Source organism: Allomuricauda sp. R78024, assembly GCF_044596045.1.
Classification (GTDB): domain Bacteria; phylum Bacteroidota; class Bacteroidia; order Flavobacteriales; family Flavobacteriaceae; genus Flagellimonas.
This window is the reverse complement of sequence record NZ_CP138995.1, coordinates 1,898,446-1,915,898: the sequence shown is the minus strand read 5'-3', so window position 1 is coordinate 1,915,898 and position 17,453 is coordinate 1,898,446. Positions and strand designations below refer to the sequence as shown.

Genomic DNA, 17,453 nt, shown 5'->3' with positions numbered 1-17,453 from the left:
TTACGCATCATATCTAGATACTTCTCTATCGTAAAATGCTGTGGCCGCTTCTATTTGGATTTCTACCTCAGCAGACAACTCTTCTTCATCTTCTTTTGAGAATTCTTCCAACCATTCTACTTCATCATTTTCTAGGTTGATGATAAAACGAGGATATTCCGTATGGACAATAAAAATTGAATCGGGGTGATCTGTATTGTCTCCTAATAGAAATTTAGGTAATTCCATTTTATTCAAGTTGAATTCCAATAGTTGGAATCTAGTTTAACTTTTAATCAATTTTTTAGTCAAATAGTTGAATCGAATATACAACATTACTGCTGATGCAGTTAGCCCTAACAACAGACCCATCCAAATGCCCGTGCTTTTATATTCAGAAAATAATCCAAAATAATAACTAACGGGAAATCCAATCAACCAATAGGCAATAAACGTGATCAACGTGGGTATCTTAACATCCTGTAGACCTCTTAACGCCCCTAAAACCACTACCTGGATACCATCTGAAATTTGAAAAAACGCAGAAACCAACAATAATTTGGCAGCAATAATTATTACCTCGGTATTATCTACTTGATTGACCACATCATCCACATCCAAATAAATGGTAGGCAACCAGTATCTTCCTATAAGGAAAACAGCAGCAAAGACTATTTCTAACAAAAACGTTAGAAAAAAGATAGATTCAGCAATTCTTCGTAGCTCTTTAAAATTTTGAAGTCCTTTCTGGTTTCCTACCCGTATCATTGCCGCAACACTCAGCCCCATGCCAACCATAAAGGTCATACTACTTAGGTTCAGTGCAATCTGATTTGCCGCTTGGGCATTTTTCCCCAATACGCCACTTAACCAAATGGCGGCGGTGAAAATAGCTACTTCAAAAAACATTTGTAGTGCAGACGGAAATCCCAAACTGACTATCTTTTTAATGACTTTTTTTTCAATCACCCTAAAATTAAAACCAGTTACATAGGCTTCAAACTTTTCTTTTCGCTTCAATAGAAACCAAATATACCCTACCATTATAAATCTAGAAACCAGCGTACCAATAGCGGCTCCTACAATTCCCATTTTTGGGAATCCAAAAGACCCAAAAATCAGTAGGTAGTTAATGACAATGTTGACCACATTTGCCAGAATCGTAGCATACATTGGGTATTTGGTTTGGGAAAGTCCTTCTGAAAACTGTTTGAACGCTTGAAATATAATCAGTGGAACCAAAGAAAAAGCAACCAACTCCAAATAAGGGATAGCAAGTTCCACCACCTCAGGGGGCTGCTTCATATAATGTAAAAGTGGTTTGCAAAGAAGTATGATTCCAAAAAGTGATAACCCCAGTCCTGTGCACAGTACTAACCCATGTTTTAAAGCACTTTTGCCATCAGTTTTGCTGCCTGCTCCATCCGCCTCAGCAACCAAAGGGGTTATTGCAGTGGAGAATCCAATACCTAAAGACATTGCTATGAAAACAAAACTATTACCTAGGGATACTGCAGCCAACTCTGCGGTACCCAGCTGGCCAACCATAATATTATCTGCAAATGCAACAAAGGTATGTCCAAGCATCCCCAAAATTACAGGGTAGGCCAATTTTAGGTTATAACGGAATTCCTTAAAATAACTTTGTAGCAATCGTATTTTAATTAAGTTGCCAAAGATACAGTTTACAATGGCCCTTACCGAACAGTTTTAGCGGTTTTTAGAACGGTGTTTATTCAAAAGCAGTGTTCAATATCTCACTCATTACTGGGTAGTCCTCGTCTAGGTCTCCATACTTTATACGTTCATCCTGCAAACTTTTTTTCATGGTCTTAATTATGGATGTATATTTTTCTTCATGAATGGCATTGTGAAGTTCTTTAGGGTCTTCTATAAGGTCATAAAACTCCCATTCTGGTTTGGTCGTATTGTTCGATGTTCCTTTTTTATCCAAACCCTGTCCGTAGAACAATGCCAGTTTGTATCGATTATCTCTAATACCGAAATGAGCAGGTCTATGAGGATGGTGCAACCAATATCTGTAATACATCTGCTTTCGCCAGTCATTTGGTGCATTAGCCTCTAGTATATCTCTAAAGCTTCTCCCCTGCATATAACCGGGCCTTTCAATCCCTGCATAATCCGCCAATAAAGGTGCAAAGTCAATATTTAGAATTATATCATCAATTCGCTGCCCTTTCTTTATTTTTTTTGGATATCTAATGACAAAAGGCATTCTAAGGGATTCTTCGTAAATGAGTCTTTTGTCAAAAAAACCATGCTCGCCAAGAAAATATCCTTGATCGGCCGTATAAACTACAATAGTATTATCAGCTATTCCTTCTTCTTCTAAATAATCGAGTAATTTTCCAATGTTGTCATCTATAGCGGCACCACTTCTCATAAAATCCTTGACCAGTTTTTGATAAATCTTTTTTCGTTTTTGTATACTGTCCAACCCTTCTAAGGAATATGGTAATCCTGGGTAATCTGTCCAAAATTTATCAGGGTTTTTCGTTGCTTGCTCCCAACGCGCGCCCAATCTCTCTAAAATCTGCCCTCCAAAAGTTCTTCCTGTGGTTTCTTTGCCAAAGTCGAGCAATGATTCTGGTTCAGGTATCTTCATACCCTCGTACAAAGAGGCAAATCTTTCTGGATAATCAAATGGTTCATGAGTCGCTTTGAAGTTACAGAACATCAAAAAAGGCTGGGTGGTGTCACGTTTTTTAATATGTGAAATAGTCAAATCCGTAATCACATCTGTTGAAAACCCTTTATGTTCTTTGCCTCCAGTTGCATTATATCCATCTACCCAATTCTCCTTGGTTTTCATAATGGGGTTCCAGTAGAGCCCTTGGCCAGGCAGCACATTAAAATAATCAAAACCCTCAGGTTCTCCAACCAAGTGCCACTTGCCTATTATCGCGGTTTGGTATCCATTTTCAGAGAGCGTCTTGGCAATATTAGGGTGACCTTTAGGCAAAGGTTCACTTAAGGTATAAACTTGATTTACATGACTGTACTGCCCAGTAAGAATACTTCCCCTACTTGGGGTACATATGGAATTGGTACAAAAAGCATTGTTCAATACTGCTCCTTCACTCGCCAAACGTTTTAAGTTATCGTTTTTTACATAATCTGCTAAAATACCTCCATACAGTCCCCAAGCTTGAGAAGTATGGTCATCTGAAAGAATAAAAAGAATATTCGGTTTTTCAATTACTTCTTTTTTTGAATTGCACGCTGTAACAACAATCAGAGTAAAAATTATCAAACAATATTTAATTGCACTTTCTATGTTCATATTCAATTCTTTAAACACATAAATCTATAGAAAATACGAGATACCGAATGTCTGCAAATGAAAAACTTATACTTTTTTGGCTTCTTCCCAAAAAACATCCATTTCTGCTAGGGTCATATCTTTTAAAGATTTGCCCGCTTGCTTGGCCTTTTCTTCTAAGTATTGAAATCTTTTAATAAATTTTTTATTGGTTCTTTCCAAAGCATTTTCAGGGTTTATATCTAAAAATCGAGCATAATTAATCATAGAAAAAAGGACATCTCCAAACTCAGATTCCAATCGGTCTGGATTTCCATGCTTGATTTCTACTTGTAGTTCTGAGAGTTCTTCTTTTACCTTTTCAAAAACCTGTTCTGGGTGCTCCCAATCAAATCCCACTCCGGCAACTTTCTCCTGAATTCTATTTGCTTTCACCATTGAGGGCAAGCTATCGGGAACCCCTTCTAATACACTTTTTTTTCCCTCTTTGAGTTTGATGTTTTCCCAATTTTGTTTTACCTCCTCTTCATTTTCAACCTTTACATCTCCATAAATATGTGGGTGCCTATTGATTAGTTTTTCACAAATGCCGTTAGCGACATCTGCAATATCAAAATCCTTGGTTTCTGACCCTATTTTGGCATAGAAAACAATATGTAACAACAAATCTCCAAGCTCCTTCTTAACCTCTTCCAAATCGTTTTCCAAAATAGCATCGCCCAGTTCATACGTTTCTTCTATAGTCAAATGCCGAAGAGATTCCATAGTTTGCTTTTTATCCCAAGGACATTGAGCACGTAACTCATCCATTATGTTCAGCAGCCTATCAATAGCCTTTAACTGCTCAGCTCTTGCATTCATCTATAAAATTTTATCTAAAAATACAAAGACCGTATATTACGGAGTGATAGTTTTCAGCTTAATTTAGACGACTATCAACACTTTTTAAAATCATGAAAGCTAACCTATACTATCTTCTTATAATTTCACTTTACTTTGCATCCTTTAACAATTGCGTTATGGCTCAAGAAAAAAGTATAGAGAAAAATATAGATTCATTATTACAACAAATGACCTTAGAGGAGAAGGTTGGTCAAATGAACCAATACAATGGTTTTTGGGATGTTACGGGTCCAGCTCCACAAGGTGGCAATGCAGAAATCAAATATGAGCACCTTAAAAAAGGGCTTGTTGGTTCTATGTTAAACGTTGTTGGTACGGAAGAAGTAAGAAAGTTGCAAAAACTGGTAGTAGAAGAAACCCGCTTAGGCATACCTCTAATTTTTGGATATGATGTTATACATGGATACAAAACCCTAGCTCCAATACCTTTGGCGGAAGCTGCCAGTTGGGATATGGAAGCTATTGAAAATTCTGCGAAAATCGCTGCTCAAGAAGCCTCGGCTGTAGGACTAAATTGGACTTTTGCACCTATGGTGGATATTTCTAGAGACCCTCGTTGGGGTCGTGTTATGGAAGGTGGTGGAGAAGATACTTATTTAGGTGCAGAAATTGCCAAGGCCCGTGTTAAGGGTTTTCAAGGAGATGACCTCTCTAAGCCCAATACTCTTGCTGCCTGTGCCAAACATTTTGCCGCTTATGGTTTTGCTGAAGCTGGCAAAGAGTACAATACGGCCGATATTGGCACTTCCACTCTTTACAACGCTGTATTACCCCCATTTAAAGCTGCGGTAGATGCCGATGTTAAAACTTTAATGAATGGTTTTAATATTCTTAATGGAATTCCAGTTACCGGCAATAAAATGTTACAACGAGACATTTTGAAAGAAAAGTGGGGTTTTGATGGTTTTGTAATATCAGACTGGTCATCCGTTGGCGAAATGGTACCACATGGATTTGCAGAAGACTTGAAACATGCTGCAGAATTGGGAGTCAAAGCTGGTTCAGATATGGATATGGAATCATCCGCTTACGTGTTGCATTTGGTGGAAAATGTAAAAGAGGGTAAGGTTGATGAAAGTTTAATAGATGATGCAGTAAGACGTATTCTAAGAGTAAAATTTGAATTGGGCTTGTTTGAAGACCCATACAAATATTGTAATGAAGAAAGGGAAAAAGAAGAACTATACCATGAAGATCATCAAGCTGCTGTTTTGGACATGGCCCTAAAATCAATTGTACTTTTAAAAAACGATGACAATCTTCTTCCTCTTAAAAAAGACCAGCAAAAAATAGCAGTTATTGGTCAATTGGCAAATGATAACAATAGTTCACTTGGGAGCTGGCGGTTGGGCTCTGATAATAATACCGGGGTTTCTGTCTTAGAAGGCTTAAAAAATCAGTCAATAAATTTCTCTTACGAACAAGGCCCTAGAATATTTAATGAAGAAGCTAATTTTTTAAATGAAGTAAAAGTAAACGAAACAGATACTTCAGGCATGCAAGAAGCTGTTGCTCTTGCCAAAGAATCCGATGTCGTTCTAATGGTCTTGGGAGAGCATGGATTCCAAAGCGGAGAGGGACGTAGTCGTACTCAATTGGATTTACCCGGATTACAACTGGATTTGTTAAAAGCAGTCCATGAAGTCAATAAAAACATAGTGCTGATATTAATGAATGGGCGGCCTCTGGCCATTCATTGGGAAGCCGAAAATATACCTGCTATTTTAGAAACATGGCAATTAGGTTCTCAAGCGGGGAATGCCATAACTGAAGCGTTGTTTGGAGATTACAACCCAAGCGGAAAACTACCGATGACCTTTCCACGAAGCGTTGGCCAAGTACCTATTTACTACAACCATTTTAGTACAGGAAGACCCGACCCAGAATCTACAGTATTTTGGACACATTATGGTGATGAAAAAAATGAGCCGTTGTTTCCTTTTGGGCACGGATTAAGTTACACCACATTCAAATACACCGATTTGGAGATTGACACAAACAATCAAAATAGCATTGAAGTCTCCGCCACCATCCAGAACATAGGAAAAGTGACAGGAAAGGAAGTGGTACAGCTTTATATCCATGATAAAGTTGCTAGCGTAGTTAGACCTGTGAAGGAATTGAAAGGTTTCCAGAAAATCAGTTTAGCCCCAGGAGCTTCGCAAAAAGTAACGTTTATTTTGACAGATAAAGAACTTGGTTTCTATAATCATGATTATGAGTTTGTGGTTGAACCGGGAACTTTTGGAGTTATGGTAGGAACAAACTCGCAGGAAGGTTTAACTGGAACATTTGTTTTAAACTAATTGGTTAGAAAATGATAAAATATTTACCGCTTCTCTTTTTATCAGTATTTACTATAAACGCCCAAGAAAGCCTTCCATTTGCCAATGAGGTAAAAGAGGTGCAGCAAAGGGTAGATTCCATTTGGGATTCCTCAATGAACACCATTGTTTTTACCGGTAGTTCCAGCATTCGTCTTTGGGAAGATCTGCAAACAAGATTTCCTGAACACCAGATTCTGAATACCGGTTTCGGAGGATCTCAATCTTCTGATTTAGAACATTTTTTAGATGAACTGATTCTCAATTACACTCCAATCAAGGTCTTTATTTATGAAGGAGATAATGATATCATTGCAAAAAGAAAACCCAAAGCCATTATTGGTACAATGGAAGATATTTTAGAAGACTTGCATCAAAAAAGGCCAGAAATGGAAATTGTTCTTATCTCAGCAAAACCAAGTATTTCTCGGTGGCATTTAAAGGGTAGGTACAAACGTTTAAATAAACAACTTTCCAAATTGGCTTCTAACACTAATGGTGTTGAATTTGCTGATGTTTGGAATATTATGCTTAACAAAAGAAAATTAAAAACCGATCTTTTTATAGAAGACGGACTCCATATGAACGTCAAAGGGTATGATCTCTGGTATGAGGTCATCAAAAATTATATGAACAAAACCAATCCTTAAACATGTTATCTAGAATAGTATTGATTTTTACCGCCATTCTCTTCATGGCCGCTTGCCAGCCAGAAAAGAAAGAAATAATTTTTCCAAAAACCGACCTTTCAAAAACTGCTTTGATCCCAAAGCCGTTAAAAACAGTTTCGACAAACAGTGCATTTGGCTTATCTAAAAACACGGTCATTTATACTTCCGGTACAGATTCTAATTTTGAGCAGGTCGGACAATTTCTCTTAGAAAAAGTAAAGTTGAAAACAGATTTGGATATTGCAATCAATACCAGCAATAGTGAAGAATCCATAGAAAGGTTTATATACATCAACCAATCCGATAGTGTTGATTTAAAAACTCCGGAATCCTATCAGTTGTATATTAAAAAAGATTCTATTTTTTTAAATGCAAAAACTGCAGCAGGCGCATTTAGAGGAATACAGACCTTAAGACAGCTTATTCCTGAAAAAAGCAACGACACGCTCACAGATCATCCATTATGGCTGATTCCGACAGGAAAAATATTAGACGAACCTAAATTCGAATATAGAGGAGCCATGTTAGATGTTGCTAGGCACTTTTTCACTGTTGAAGAGGTAAAAAAGTACATGGACATACTAGCTTATTACAAATACAACGTTCTGCATCTCCACCTATCCGATGATCAAGGGTGGCGAATTGAGATAAAATCCTGGCCCAAACTTACCCAAATTGGTGGTGCAACTGAAGTTGGTGGAGGTACTGGAGGTTATTACACACAAGATGACTATACGGAACTAGTAGAATACGCTGCCCAAAGACATATCACTATTATCCCAGAGATTGATATGCCGGGACATACGAATGCAGCCTCTTTAAGCTATCCTATTTTAAATGGAAATGGTAAAAAAGTAAAAGCCTATACAGGTACCCGTGTTGGTTTCAGCACTTTTGATGCAAGAAAAGATACTGTCTATTCATTTTTGGACGATGTGATCAGAGAGGTTGCTTCTCTGTCTCCGGGACCTTATTTTCATATTGGTGGAGATGAAAGCCACGTGACCAAAAAAAGGGACTATATCCATTTTGTTGAAAAGGTCGAAAAGATTGTCCAAAAGCATGGTAAACAAATGATGGGCTGGAATGAGATTGCTCAGGGAAACATAAGTGCATCAACCGTTACCCAACTATGGAATGAACCTCATAATGCTCTAAAGGCCGCTAAAAATGGTTCTAAAATAGTTCTATCCCCTGGCGAAAAGACTTATTTGGACATGAAATATGATTCATTGTCTAAATTTGGTTTAGATTGGGCAGGACTTATCCCTGTTGATGTTGCTTACAAATGGAATCCCGAAACATATGTTGAAGGTCTATCTATTGAAAGTATTTTAGGTATTGAAGCTCCTCTTTGGTCAGAGACCATTTCCAATAGTGAAGAGCTAGAGTATTTGGCTTTTCCAAGAGCAATTGGTTATGCTGAATTGGGTTGGTCCACTTTAGAAAATTGTAACTGGGAAGACTATAGAGAGCGTCTCGCCAGACAAGTTCCTTTTTTAAATCGAATGAATGTAAATTATTATCCAACCAAGTTGGTGGATTGGGAATAGCGGTTATTCTTCCTCATCTGAGGAAACCAAAACCTCTTCATCATCAGAATCGGAAAAGTCATTGATTTTGTTTTCCGTTAGAATATTATACCATTGAATAATTTTCTTTATATCACTGGTATATACTCTATCCTCATCATAATTGGGTAGAATTTCAAAGAAGTATTCTTCAAGTTGTATTTTTTCCACCTTGTGGCTAATGCTGGTTTTCTTGCCACCTTCTTTTTCTTTTATCTTTTGAAAGACCTCTCTAAGCGGCACTTCTTCTTCAAGAGTGTAAATGGCTATTTCAGACAACACACTTACATTGCTGCGTATTCCAACGGTTACTCGTTTCCCATCTAAGAGAGATTCTCCAACAAAACCACTCCTTGTTTGAGTCAACAACTTAAAAAGTCCAGGTTTACCACCAATTGATAAAATCTTGTCCAGTACCATCTTTTCTATTTTATGCGCGCAAAATTATACTTTTATCCCAAACGTGGTTTTTTTTAACGCCCTTTTTTGATATTGGGGAACCGCATTTTGTAATCTATACTAATTTTTCCCTTTGAAATTTTATCCAATCTGCTTTTTAAAAGCCTTTTTTTCAATGAAGAAAGCTTGTCGGTAAAAAGAATACCCTCAATATGGTCATACTCATGCTGAATAACTCTTGCCAAAAGACCATCATACGTTTCGGTGTGCGGTTTAAAGTTTTCGTCTAGATAGCTTATGGTAATTTCCTGTTTACGCTTTACATCTTCCCTAATGTCTGGAATACTTAAACAACCTTCATTAAAATCCCATTCGTTACCCGTTTCATCTTCAATTTTAGCATTAATAAATACTTTTTTAAAACCTTCTAAGGCCTCTTGATCCTCTTTGCTTAAATCCTCATCATCTGAAAATGGCGTTGTATCAACCAAAAACAAACGGATGGGCAGCCCTATCTGAGGTGCCGCCAAACCTACGCCATGAGCATTGTACATGGTCTCCCACATATTAGTTATCAACTCTTCCAACTTGGGATATTCTTTGGTAATATCCTTTCCTACTTTACGTAAAACAGGTTCTCCGTATGCAACTATGGGTAAAATCATAAAAACTAAATTCTATTAAGGTATGCCTGTAAAATAAGTGTTGCACTTATTTCATCAACAATAGCCTTATTCTGTCGTTTTTTCTTTTTCATTCCGCTATCCAACATGGATTGAAATGCCATTTTGGAGGTAAAACGCTCATCTTGACGCTCAATTTGTATTGTCGGAAATTTAGCGGACAACTTCTTTAAAAAAGGTTGTATTAATTCTTCGGATTCCGATGGTGTATTGTCCATTTGTTTTGGAAGTCCCACCACAAAGCTTTCAACCTTTTCTTTTTCAATATAATCAACAAGGAAAGAAATCAAATCTTTTGTCTCAACCGTAGTTAATCCAGAGGCGATTAACTGAAGTTCGTCCGTAACCGCTACTCCTGTTCTTACTTTTCCATAATCCAAAGCCAAAATTCTTGCCAAGTCTAAAATTTTGGCAAAAATAAACCTAAAAATGTTATGCTTTTAAAATAAGCCGTAATATTCTAATCTGCAGATTATCTTTGTCAAAATTTAAAAAAAATGACACAGCTAAGAGCACTTATAGAAAATGCTTGGGACAATAGGGATTTGTTAAAAGAAGAAGAAACCCAAAATGCTATCAGAGAGGTAATTAATCTAATTGATTTGGGTGAACTAAGATGTGCCGAACCCAAAGAAAATGATTGGCAAATCAACGAATGGGTTAAAAAGGCTGTTGTTCTCTATTTTCCAATTCAAAAAATGGAAGTTTTGGAAGCTGGTATTTTTGAATACCATGATAAGATTCCATTAAAAAGAGGATATAAAGAAAAAGGTGTGCGTGTAGTTCCACATGCCGTTGCCAGACATGGTGCTTATATTTCCAAAGGAACCATTTTAATGCCAAGCTATGTTAACATTGGCGCCTATGTAGATGAAGGCACTATGGTGGATACTTGGGCCACCGTGGGCAGTTGTGCACAAATAGGTAAAAATGTCCATTTGAGTGGTGGTGTGGGAATTGGCGGTGTTCTGGAACCTTTACAAGCTGCTCCAGTCATCATTGAGGATAATGCCTTTATTGGTTCTCGTTGTATTGTTGTAGAAGGGGTACGAGTAGAAAAAGAAGCTGTTTTAGGTGCAAATGTGGTATTAACAGCATCTACAAAAATTATTGATGTTACTGGAGAAAAACCTGTGGAACTAAAAGGTATAGTTCCAGCAAGATCTGTGGTCATCCCAGGAAGTTATACCAAAAAGTTTGCTGCGGGAGAGTTTCAAGTACCTTGTGCTTTGATTATTGGAAAACGAAAGGAAAGTACCAACAAGAAAACATCATTAAATAATGCTTTAAGGGAACATGATGTAGCTGTTTAGTCGTCGTATTTGGTGTTTTTTACTTTTGGTTCAGGTAAGTTGTCCATTATTTTGTTTGAAATCATTTAATTTTTCTTTCGAAACCAAGCAACCATTTGTCTTTTTATCATCTTTTGAACTCAACAACAACCTAGATTTTTAAAATTTTACTGAAAAATAAAGGATATTCGAAAATTTCCAAAGTGTAAGAAAATTACACCTAAAAACAATTTTCCTTGTATTTTTTTGTTATAATTTTGTGGACACCTAATACCAATACCAATAAATATGGCTGGATTGAGCACCCCAAAGCAAAAATTATCCGCGTTGATCATAACTTACAATGAGATGGGTTACATTGAAAGATGTATAAATTCTATTTCATTTGCAGATGAAATCATCGTTGTTGATTCCTTCAGTAATGACGGTACATACGAATACTTACAAAAACACCCCAAAGTCAAAGTAATTCAAAATCCGTTTGAGAATTTTACAGCGCAAAAATCATTTACCCTTAAACAGGCTACAAATGATTGGGTACTTTTTGTAGATGCGGACGAAGTCGTTGAAGATAAACTCCAAAAGGAAATAACCGAAACAATAAACAATCCCAATGCATGCGAGGCATACTGGTTCTATCGTAAGTTTATGTTTCAAAATACCCCTCTAAATTTTAGTGGTTGGCAGACAGATAAAAACCATAGATTATTTAGAAAGAGTAAAGCAAGGTTTACTGATAAAAAGATTGTACATGAAACCTTGGAGGTTAATGGAAACTCTTGCATTCTTAAAGAAAAACTTATTCATTATTGCTACAAGAATTACGAAGACTATAAAGGTAAAATGCTTCGTTACGGTCAATTAAAAGCTAAAGAGGCTTTTTATAAGGAAAAGCACTTCAATTACATCTCTATGGCAATTAAACCCATTTGGAAGTTCTTTAATCATTATGTTCTAAGATTAGGCTTCTTGGATGGCAAAAAAGGTATTACTATTTCGTATCTGAATGCTCTTGGCGTTTTGGAAAGATATAGAGAGTTAAAAAGATTGGAAAAGAAAAATGAGCTTACCTATTATTTGGTAATGCCATAGTGACTCCATACAAGTTTCTTGTTTCTTGTTTCCCTTCTTATAGCAGTATTCTTTGCAATGGATTCTGGTGTTTTATATCCTCTTTTGTGATCAAGATGAACACAAACAGCACTATATCTTAATTGCTTTGATTTTAAACCAAAATTGAACATACGCTCACCCAATTCTCTGTCCTGACCTCCGTATTGCATTCTCTCATCAAAACCATTTACATTTAAGATATCTTTTTTCCAACCTGAAGAATTGTGCCCATTCCAACTTGCATTTGTGGGTGTAAAAGTATTCAACAATTTGGATATCATTCCACTAGCAGTAAGCTTATTGTTTTTAAAAGTCTTTGGAACACCTTTTTCCTTTAGCCATTGAATATTAAAGCAATTTTGTTGTTTAATATCTTCCAATGTAATCATCTTAGATATATTCATGGGAAGCATATAATAGCCACCAGAAATAAAATATCCTTTCTCTTTATTTATATAGTGTACTTCCGTAAAATCCTCTCTTGGTATACAATCTCCATCCGTCATTATAATATACTCCGCATTGCACGCTTCAACAGATTTATTCAGTATTCGAGATTTCTGAAAACCATCATCTTCTTGCCAAACGTGAATTATTCTATAAAAAACTTCTTTGGACATAACATCTAGGAGTTCTTTAGTTTTAGGACCAGATCCATCATCTGCAATTACAACTTCAAAATTTTTGAAGATTTGACAATTAAAGCCCCAAAGCACTTTCTTTAACCATTCTTCAGAATTATAGGTGCTTACTATAATTGATATTTTAGGATTGTCTTCTTTGTCTTTATTCATCATGACAAAAATAGAAATATTAAATATTATCACATATCCTTAATTTTGCATTCTAAAATACTTCCAATGAAGGTAAAAGAAATACCTGTTTCTCTTTTTCATCATATAAAGCTTTCAAATACATCTAAGAAAAAATTCATAGAAGGAAAAAATCAGATTCCTGTAATTGTATCACTGGCTTCAATCCCGTCTAGACTAGGTATTGTAGACCTTACCATTAGGAGCCTTTTAAATCAGGATGTTCTGCCAGATCAAATAGTACTCTGGTTACACGAGGATTTGGAAGATAAAATTCCAAAAAAACTCTCGAATTTAGCCAGCTCCATATTTTCAATTAAATTTTCAAAATACACCAGCTCTCACAGAAAACTGGTTGAAACCCTGAACATATATCCCAATACCATTATTGTTACCTGTGATGATGATATGATGTACAGAAAAAATTGGCTTTCCAAATTGTATGAAGTTCACCAAAAGAATCCCTCAGAAATCATAGGAAATCAAACTAGATGTATTTCTTATAATAGTGATGGGGAATTATTACCATATAAAAAATGGAGTTCAGGAAATGGGCCATGTACAAATGAAGACAACACTTTGCCTATTGGAGCAGGTGGTACTCTCTACCCTATTAATTCTTTGGACAACCAAGTTCATGATCAACCATTATTTATGAAACTTGCGCCAAAAGCAGATGATTTATGGTTCAAAGCAATGGCACTATTAAAGGGAACAAAATCCATTCAAGCAAAAAATAGCGAAAAAGAACCTATTCCTATTTGGGGCTCTCAAAAAGTCTCCTTGAAAAAAACCAATATTACAGAGGATAAAAACAGAATTCAGTGGCAAGCTTTGGATGACCACTTTAACTTTAAATTGACATAAAATTGATTGAAGAGATCAACAACTGTATCAAAGAACTAAAGGAAGGTAATTTAATCCTCTACCCTACCGATACTGTATGGGGAATTGGATGCGATGCCACTAATGAAGAAGCCGTTAAAAAGGTATATGATTTAAAAAAAAGAGCTGATAGTAAAGCTTTGATCTGTCTTGTTACCCATCAGGCTATGTTGGAACGTCATGTAAAAGAAGTTCCAGAAGTGGCTTACGACATCATGGATTTTGCACAAAAACCGACCACAATAGTCTTTGACTCCCCAAAGGATGTTGCCAAAAATCTAATTGCAGAAGATAATACTTTGGCCATTAGGGTAGCATCTGATAAGTTCTGTCAATATCTAATCAATAAATTTGGAAAACCTATCGTATCTACATCTGCTAATATTTCTGGCCGGCCTACACCCAATCATTTTAAAGAGATAAGTCCAGAAATTTTAAAAGGAGTAGACTATGTGGTAAATTTGCAGTTAGAAAACGAAAATCCTTCCCCTTCATCTATAATTAAGCTTAGTAATGATGGCCAGGTCAAGGTAATCAGGGAATAAAATGACGCAGGAATTCCATAAAGAGGCAATACAACATCCCATTTTTAAACTCATTGGAGAAACTTCTCAAGAATTAGACACTGATTCTTTTGTTATTGGAGGATTCGTTAGAGACTATCTACTTAAAAGAGGCACCCCAAAAGATGTTGATATTGTTGCCATTGGCAGTGGTATTGAACTTGCCAAAAAAGTTGCTTCAAAATTAAAAGGAAAGCCTCAAGTTTCCATTTTCAAGAATTTTGGCACCGCAATGGTTAGGTATCAGGAATTGGAATTGGAATTTGTGGGTGCCAGAAAAGAAAGCTATCATCATGACAGTAGAAAACCTGTTGTAGAAGATGGATCTCTTGAAGATGACCAAAATCGACGGGATTTCACCATAAATGCCATGGCCTTCTCGTTAAATCAATCAAGTTATGGGCAGCTTTTAGATCCTTTTGACGGGCTTGGAGATTTGAAAAAAAAACTGATTAGAACTCCTCTAGAACCAGGCATAACCTATTCAGATGATCCTTTACGGATGATGCGTGCCATACGTTTTGCCACCCAATTGGATTTTACCATTGAGTTAAAATCGCTTCAGTCCATTACCGAAAACAAAGACCGCATCAAAATTATTTCAAAGGAAAGAATTGTAGATGAACTACATAAGATTATCCTAAGCAAAAAGCCATCCATTGGTTTTAAGTTGTTGCACCAGACCGGTTTGCTCCCAATCATTCTTCCTGAACTTACTGCTTTACAGGGCATTGAGGAAATTGAAGGGCAACGCCACAAAGATAATTTCTGGCATACGTTGGAAGTAGTTGACAATATTTCAGAAAATACAGATGATCTTTGGTTAAGGTGGGCTGCGCTGTTACATGATATTGGAAAAGCACCTACCAAACGTTTTCATAAGAAAATTGGATGGACATTTCACGCACATGAATTTGTAGGATCAAAGATGGTCTACAAGCTTTTCAAAAGACTCAGAATGCCACTGAACGATAAAATGAAATTTGTTCAAAAAATGGTATTGATGAGTTCAAGGCCCATTGTTCTGTCTGAAGACCATATAACAGATTCTGCGGTGCGCCGCTTGGTTTTTGATGCTGGAGAGTATGTAGAAGATCTTATGACGTTGTGCGAAGCAGACATCACTACAAAAAACCCAAGAAAACAACGAAAGTATAAGAACAACTTCCAAATTGTTCGAAAAAAAATAGTGGAGGTCGAAGAGAGAGACCATGTCCGTAATTTTCAACCACCAGTTTCAGGTGAAGAGATTATGCAGGTATTCAACCTTAAACCATCTAAAGAGATCGGAATCATAAAAGAAGCTATAAAAGAAGCCATTTTGGAAGGCGAAATTCCCAATGAATACGAAGCTGCATATCAGTTTATGTTAGATAAAGGCAAAAAAATGAATCTTAAGACCAGCTGAAATGAAAACCAACAAATACGTTATCTATTGGCTGTTTTTGGGTTGTGCCCTTATTTTTATCATGGTTCTTGTTGGTGGTATTACCCGACTAACACATTCTGGACTTTCTATGTCTGACTATAAATTAATCAGTGGCACATTACCTCCAATGAACGAATTGGAATGGCAAGAAGCTTTTGACCTTTATAAACAGTATCCTGAGTACCAAAAACTGAATTATCATTTTACATTGGATGATTTTAAAAGCATTTATTTCTGGGAATGGTTCCATAGGGTCATTGGCAGGTTTATTGGGATTGTTTTTATTGTTCCATTTGTTTTCTTCCTGATAACCAAAAAATTAGATAGACCAACCATAAAAAAATGTCTAATACTTCTCTTTATGGGTGGCTTTCAAGGTTTTTTAGGTTGGTATATGGTAAAAAGTGGGTTGGTTGACCGTCCAGATGTTTCGCACTATAGATTGGCAGCGCACTTGACCACCGCTTTTTTGACCTTTGCCTATAGTTTTTGGGTGGCGTTGGACTTGATTTACCCATCAAAAAAAGAAATCAATAAAGGCATTCGTAATTTACTCCAAATTGGATTATTCATTCTTATAGTTCAAATTGTTTGGGGCGCGTTTGTAGCGGGTTTAGATGCAGGATTTATCCATAATCATTGGCCGCTAATGAGTGAGGGCAAACTAATTCATGAAACGGTATATATAGAACAACAACCCTTCCTTAAAAATTTTATAGAGGGTAAAAGTGGAGTCCAATTTATACATCGTTACCTAGCGTATATAGTAGTTAGCATCGTTATTTTCTTATGGTATAAAACCAGAAAGATCAAACGTACTGCATTGCAGGATACCGGTATCAATGCTTTATTGGTTTTAGTTGGTTTGCAATTTTTGTTGGGTGTATTCACATTGATTTATGCTGTTCCCCTTTGGTTAGGGCTTGCCCATCAAATAGGGGCATTTTTTCTATTAGCGGCGATGACTTTTACTTTGCACAGGTTCACTAAATGACACACTATTTGTTGTAACTTTGCGTCCATTTTAAAAATTCAGGGATGATTTATAAAATAAGGATAATACTTGATGCTGAGGATGATATCTTTAGAGATATTGAAATGGAAGATGCCAGTACCTTAGAAGATTTTCATAACGCTATTACACAAGCTTTTGGGTTTGGAGGCAGTGAGATGGCCTCTTTTTATACTTGTGACCAAGAATGGAATCAAGATGAGGAAATCGCTCTTTTTGATATGAGTGAAACAGGTTCTGATATTAGGTTGATGAATGAGACTGGACTTAGTGATGTTATGACAGAGCAAAACCCAAAATTAATCTACGTATATGATTTTTTCAGTATGTGGACATTTTTTGTTGAATTGGCAGATATTATTGATAAAGAAGATGGAAGAATTTATCCAAACGTACTGTTTAGCTTTGGTGAATTGCCAGATTCTCCACCTGAAAAAAAGTTTGAATCCAAACCATCCATAGACTTTGATGATTCGCTTGACAGCTATGATGACCTAGATTTTGATGAAAACTGGAACTAATAATTAACCTACC

General features: G+C 36.4%; 18 protein-coding genes. 10 read left to right on the top strand and 8 right to left on the bottom strand.

The window, feature by feature from the left end; translation table 11 throughout:
* The 4 genes from SJY44_RS08520 to mazG form a co-directional block, all read right to left on the bottom strand.
* Positions 1-228 (bottom strand): hypothetical protein, encoded by a 228-nt coding sequence (locus SJY44_RS08520; protein ID WP_298928166.1) that lies wholly within the window; start codon positions 226-228, stop codon positions 1-3.
* Positions 229-264: 36 nt separating this feature from the next.
* The gene (locus SJY44_RS08515) at positions 265-1,632 is read right to left on the bottom strand and encodes an MATE family efflux transporter (protein ID WP_298928169.1); all 1,368 of its coding nucleotides are present in this window, start codon (positions 1,630-1,632) and stop codon (positions 265-267) included.
* Between the two features lie 79 nt (positions 1,633-1,711).
* Positions 1,712-3,283 carry a sulfatase gene (locus SJY44_RS08510; RefSeq protein WP_396592036.1) on the bottom strand — a complete coding sequence of 524 codons (1,572 nt, stop codon included), beginning with the start codon at positions 3,281-3,283 and terminating at the stop codon, positions 1,712-1,714.
* A 66-nt stretch (positions 3,284-3,349) separates the two neighbouring features.
* Positions 3,350-4,123 carry a nucleoside triphosphate pyrophosphohydrolase gene (gene mazG, locus SJY44_RS08505; protein WP_396592035.1) on the bottom strand — a complete coding sequence of 258 codons (774 nt, stop codon included), beginning with the start codon at positions 4,121-4,123 and terminating at the stop codon, positions 3,350-3,352.
* A 158-nt stretch (positions 4,124-4,281) separates the two neighbouring features.
* On the opposite strand from mazG, the gene bglX reads away from it, so the two are divergent.
* The 3 genes from bglX to SJY44_RS08490 are packed head-to-tail and all read left to right on the top strand — an operon-like array spanning position 4,282 to position 8,713.
* On the top strand, positions 4,282-6,471 hold the full coding sequence (gene bglX, locus SJY44_RS08500; RefSeq protein WP_396592034.1) for a beta-glucosidase BglX: 2,190 nt from the start codon (positions 4,282-4,284) through the stop codon (positions 6,469-6,471).
* Positions 6,472-6,482: 11 nt separating this feature from the next.
* Positions 6,483-7,139 carry a GDSL-type esterase/lipase family protein gene (locus SJY44_RS08495; RefSeq protein ID WP_396592033.1) on the top strand — a complete coding sequence of 219 codons (657 nt, stop codon included), beginning with the start codon at positions 6,483-6,485 and terminating at the stop codon, positions 7,137-7,139.
* A gap of 2 nt (positions 7,140-7,141) precedes the next feature.
* The gene (locus tag SJY44_RS08490) at positions 7,142-8,713 is read left to right on the top strand and encodes a family 20 glycosylhydrolase (RefSeq protein WP_396592032.1); all 1,572 of its coding nucleotides are present in this window, start codon (positions 7,142-7,144) and stop codon (positions 8,711-8,713) included.
* A gap of 3 nt (positions 8,714-8,716) precedes the next feature.
* Here SJY44_RS08490 and SJY44_RS08485 read toward each other — a convergent pair whose 3' ends face one another.
* From SJY44_RS08485 to ruvX, 3 genes are read right to left on the bottom strand one after another with little or no spacing between them, the layout of a single operon-like run.
* A complete protein-coding gene (locus SJY44_RS08485) occupies positions 8,717-9,151 on the bottom strand; it encodes a DUF5606 domain-containing protein (RefSeq protein ID WP_163423029.1) in 435 nt (144 codons plus the stop codon).
* A 53-nt stretch (positions 9,152-9,204) separates the two neighbouring features.
* Entirely contained in the window at positions 9,205-9,795 is a 591-nt protein-coding gene (gene def, locus SJY44_RS08480) for a peptide deformylase (protein WP_396592031.1), read from the bottom strand.
* Between the two features lie 5 nt (positions 9,796-9,800).
* Positions 9,801-10,211: a Holliday junction resolvase RuvX gene (gene ruvX / locus SJY44_RS08475; protein ID WP_396592030.1), complete on the bottom strand. Its 411-nt coding sequence runs from the start codon at positions 10,209-10,211 to the stop codon at positions 9,801-9,803.
* A gap of 99 nt (positions 10,212-10,310) precedes the next feature.
* On the opposite strand from ruvX, the gene SJY44_RS08470 reads away from it, so the two are divergent.
* On the top strand, positions 10,311-11,126 hold the full coding sequence (locus SJY44_RS08470) for a 2,3,4,5-tetrahydropyridine-2,6-dicarboxylate N-succinyltransferase (RefSeq protein WP_396592029.1): 816 nt from the start codon (positions 10,311-10,313) through the stop codon (positions 11,124-11,126).
* Between the two features lie 267 nt (positions 11,127-11,393).
* On the top strand, positions 11,394-12,197 hold the full coding sequence (locus tag SJY44_RS08465; protein WP_298928200.1) for a glycosyltransferase family 2 protein: 804 nt from the start codon (positions 11,394-11,396) through the stop codon (positions 12,195-12,197).
* On the opposite strand, the gene SJY44_RS08460 is transcribed toward SJY44_RS08465, so the two are convergent.
* Entirely contained in the window at positions 12,179-13,015 is an 837-nt protein-coding gene (locus SJY44_RS08460; protein ID WP_396592028.1) for a glycosyltransferase family 2 protein, read from the bottom strand. The genes SJY44_RS08465 and SJY44_RS08460 overlap by 19 nt on opposite strands.
* Before the next feature lie 63 nt (positions 13,016-13,078).
* Between SJY44_RS08460 and SJY44_RS08455 the strand changes: the two genes are divergently transcribed.
* The 5 genes from SJY44_RS08455 to SJY44_RS08435 are packed head-to-tail and all read left to right on the top strand — an operon-like array spanning position 13,079 to position 17,440.
* A complete protein-coding gene (locus tag SJY44_RS08455; protein ID WP_396592027.1) occupies positions 13,079-13,897 on the top strand; it encodes a zinc-binding alcohol dehydrogenase in 819 nt (272 codons plus the stop codon).
* A gap of 2 nt (positions 13,898-13,899) precedes the next feature.
* Positions 13,900-14,460, top strand: coding sequence for an L-threonylcarbamoyladenylate synthase (locus SJY44_RS08450; RefSeq protein WP_396592026.1), 561 nt, complete (start codon positions 13,900-13,902; stop codon positions 14,458-14,460).
* Between the two features lies 1 nt (position 14,461).
* Positions 14,462-15,886, top strand: a complete 1,425-nt coding sequence (locus tag SJY44_RS08445; protein ID WP_396592025.1) for a CCA tRNA nucleotidyltransferase — start codon at positions 14,462-14,464, stop codon at positions 15,884-15,886.
* A 1-nt stretch (position 15,887) separates the two neighbouring features.
* Complete coding sequence (locus tag SJY44_RS08440; RefSeq protein WP_396592024.1) at positions 15,888-16,901, top strand: COX15/CtaA family protein; 1,014 nt, start codon at positions 15,888-15,890, stop codon at positions 16,899-16,901.
* Positions 16,902-16,945: 44 nt separating this feature from the next.
* A complete protein-coding gene (locus SJY44_RS08435; RefSeq protein WP_298928213.1) occupies positions 16,946-17,440 on the top strand; it encodes a hypothetical protein in 495 nt (164 codons plus the stop codon).
* Positions 17,441-17,453: the final 13 nt, after the last annotated feature.

Bases quoted from the DNA above. Each gene is read 5' to 3' on its own strand.
- mazG (WP_396592035.1), bottom strand. From the start codon at position 4,123: ATGAATGCAAGAGCTGAGCAGTTAAAGGCTATTGATAGGCTGCTGAAC.
- SJY44_RS08470 (WP_396592029.1), top strand. From the start codon at position 10,311: ATGACACAGCTAAGAGCACTTATAGAAAATGCTTGGGACAATAGGGAT.
- bglX (WP_396592034.1), top strand. From the start codon at position 4,282: ATGGCTCAAGAAAAAAGTATAGAGAAAAATATAGATTCATTATTACAA.
- SJY44_RS08490 (WP_396592032.1), top strand. From the start codon at position 7,142: ATGTTATCTAGAATAGTATTGATTTTTACCGCCATTCTCTTCATGGCC.
- SJY44_RS08465 (WP_298928200.1), top strand. From the start codon at position 11,394: ATGGCTGGATTGAGCACCCCAAAGCAAAAATTATCCGCGTTGATCATA.
- SJY44_RS08460 (WP_396592028.1), bottom strand. From the start codon at position 13,015: ATGATGAATAAAGACAAAGAAGACAATCCTAAAATATCAATTATAGTA.
- SJY44_RS08455 (WP_396592027.1), top strand. From the start codon at position 13,079: ATGAAGGTAAAAGAAATACCTGTTTCTCTTTTTCATCATATAAAGCTT.
- SJY44_RS08440 (WP_396592024.1), top strand. From the start codon at position 15,888: ATGAAAACCAACAAATACGTTATCTATTGGCTGTTTTTGGGTTGTGCC.
- SJY44_RS08435 (WP_298928213.1), top strand. From the start codon at position 16,946: ATGATTTATAAAATAAGGATAATACTTGATGCTGAGGATGATATCTTT.
- SJY44_RS08485 (WP_163423029.1), bottom strand. From the start codon at position 9,151: ATGGTACTGGACAAGATTTTATCAATTGGTGGTAAACCTGGACTTTTT.
- SJY44_RS08510 (WP_396592036.1), bottom strand. From the start codon at position 3,283: ATGAACATAGAAAGTGCAATTAAATATTGTTTGATAATTTTTACTCTG.
- SJY44_RS08495 (WP_396592033.1), top strand. From the start codon at position 6,483: ATGATAAAATATTTACCGCTTCTCTTTTTATCAGTATTTACTATAAAC.
- SJY44_RS08445 (WP_396592025.1), top strand. From the start codon at position 14,462: ATGACGCAGGAATTCCATAAAGAGGCAATACAACATCCCATTTTTAAA.
- def (WP_396592031.1), bottom strand. From the start codon at position 9,795: ATGATTTTACCCATAGTTGCATACGGAGAACCTGTTTTACGTAAAGTA.
- SJY44_RS08520 (WP_298928166.1), bottom strand. From the start codon at position 228: ATGGAATTACCTAAATTTCTATTAGGAGACAATACAGATCACCCCGAT.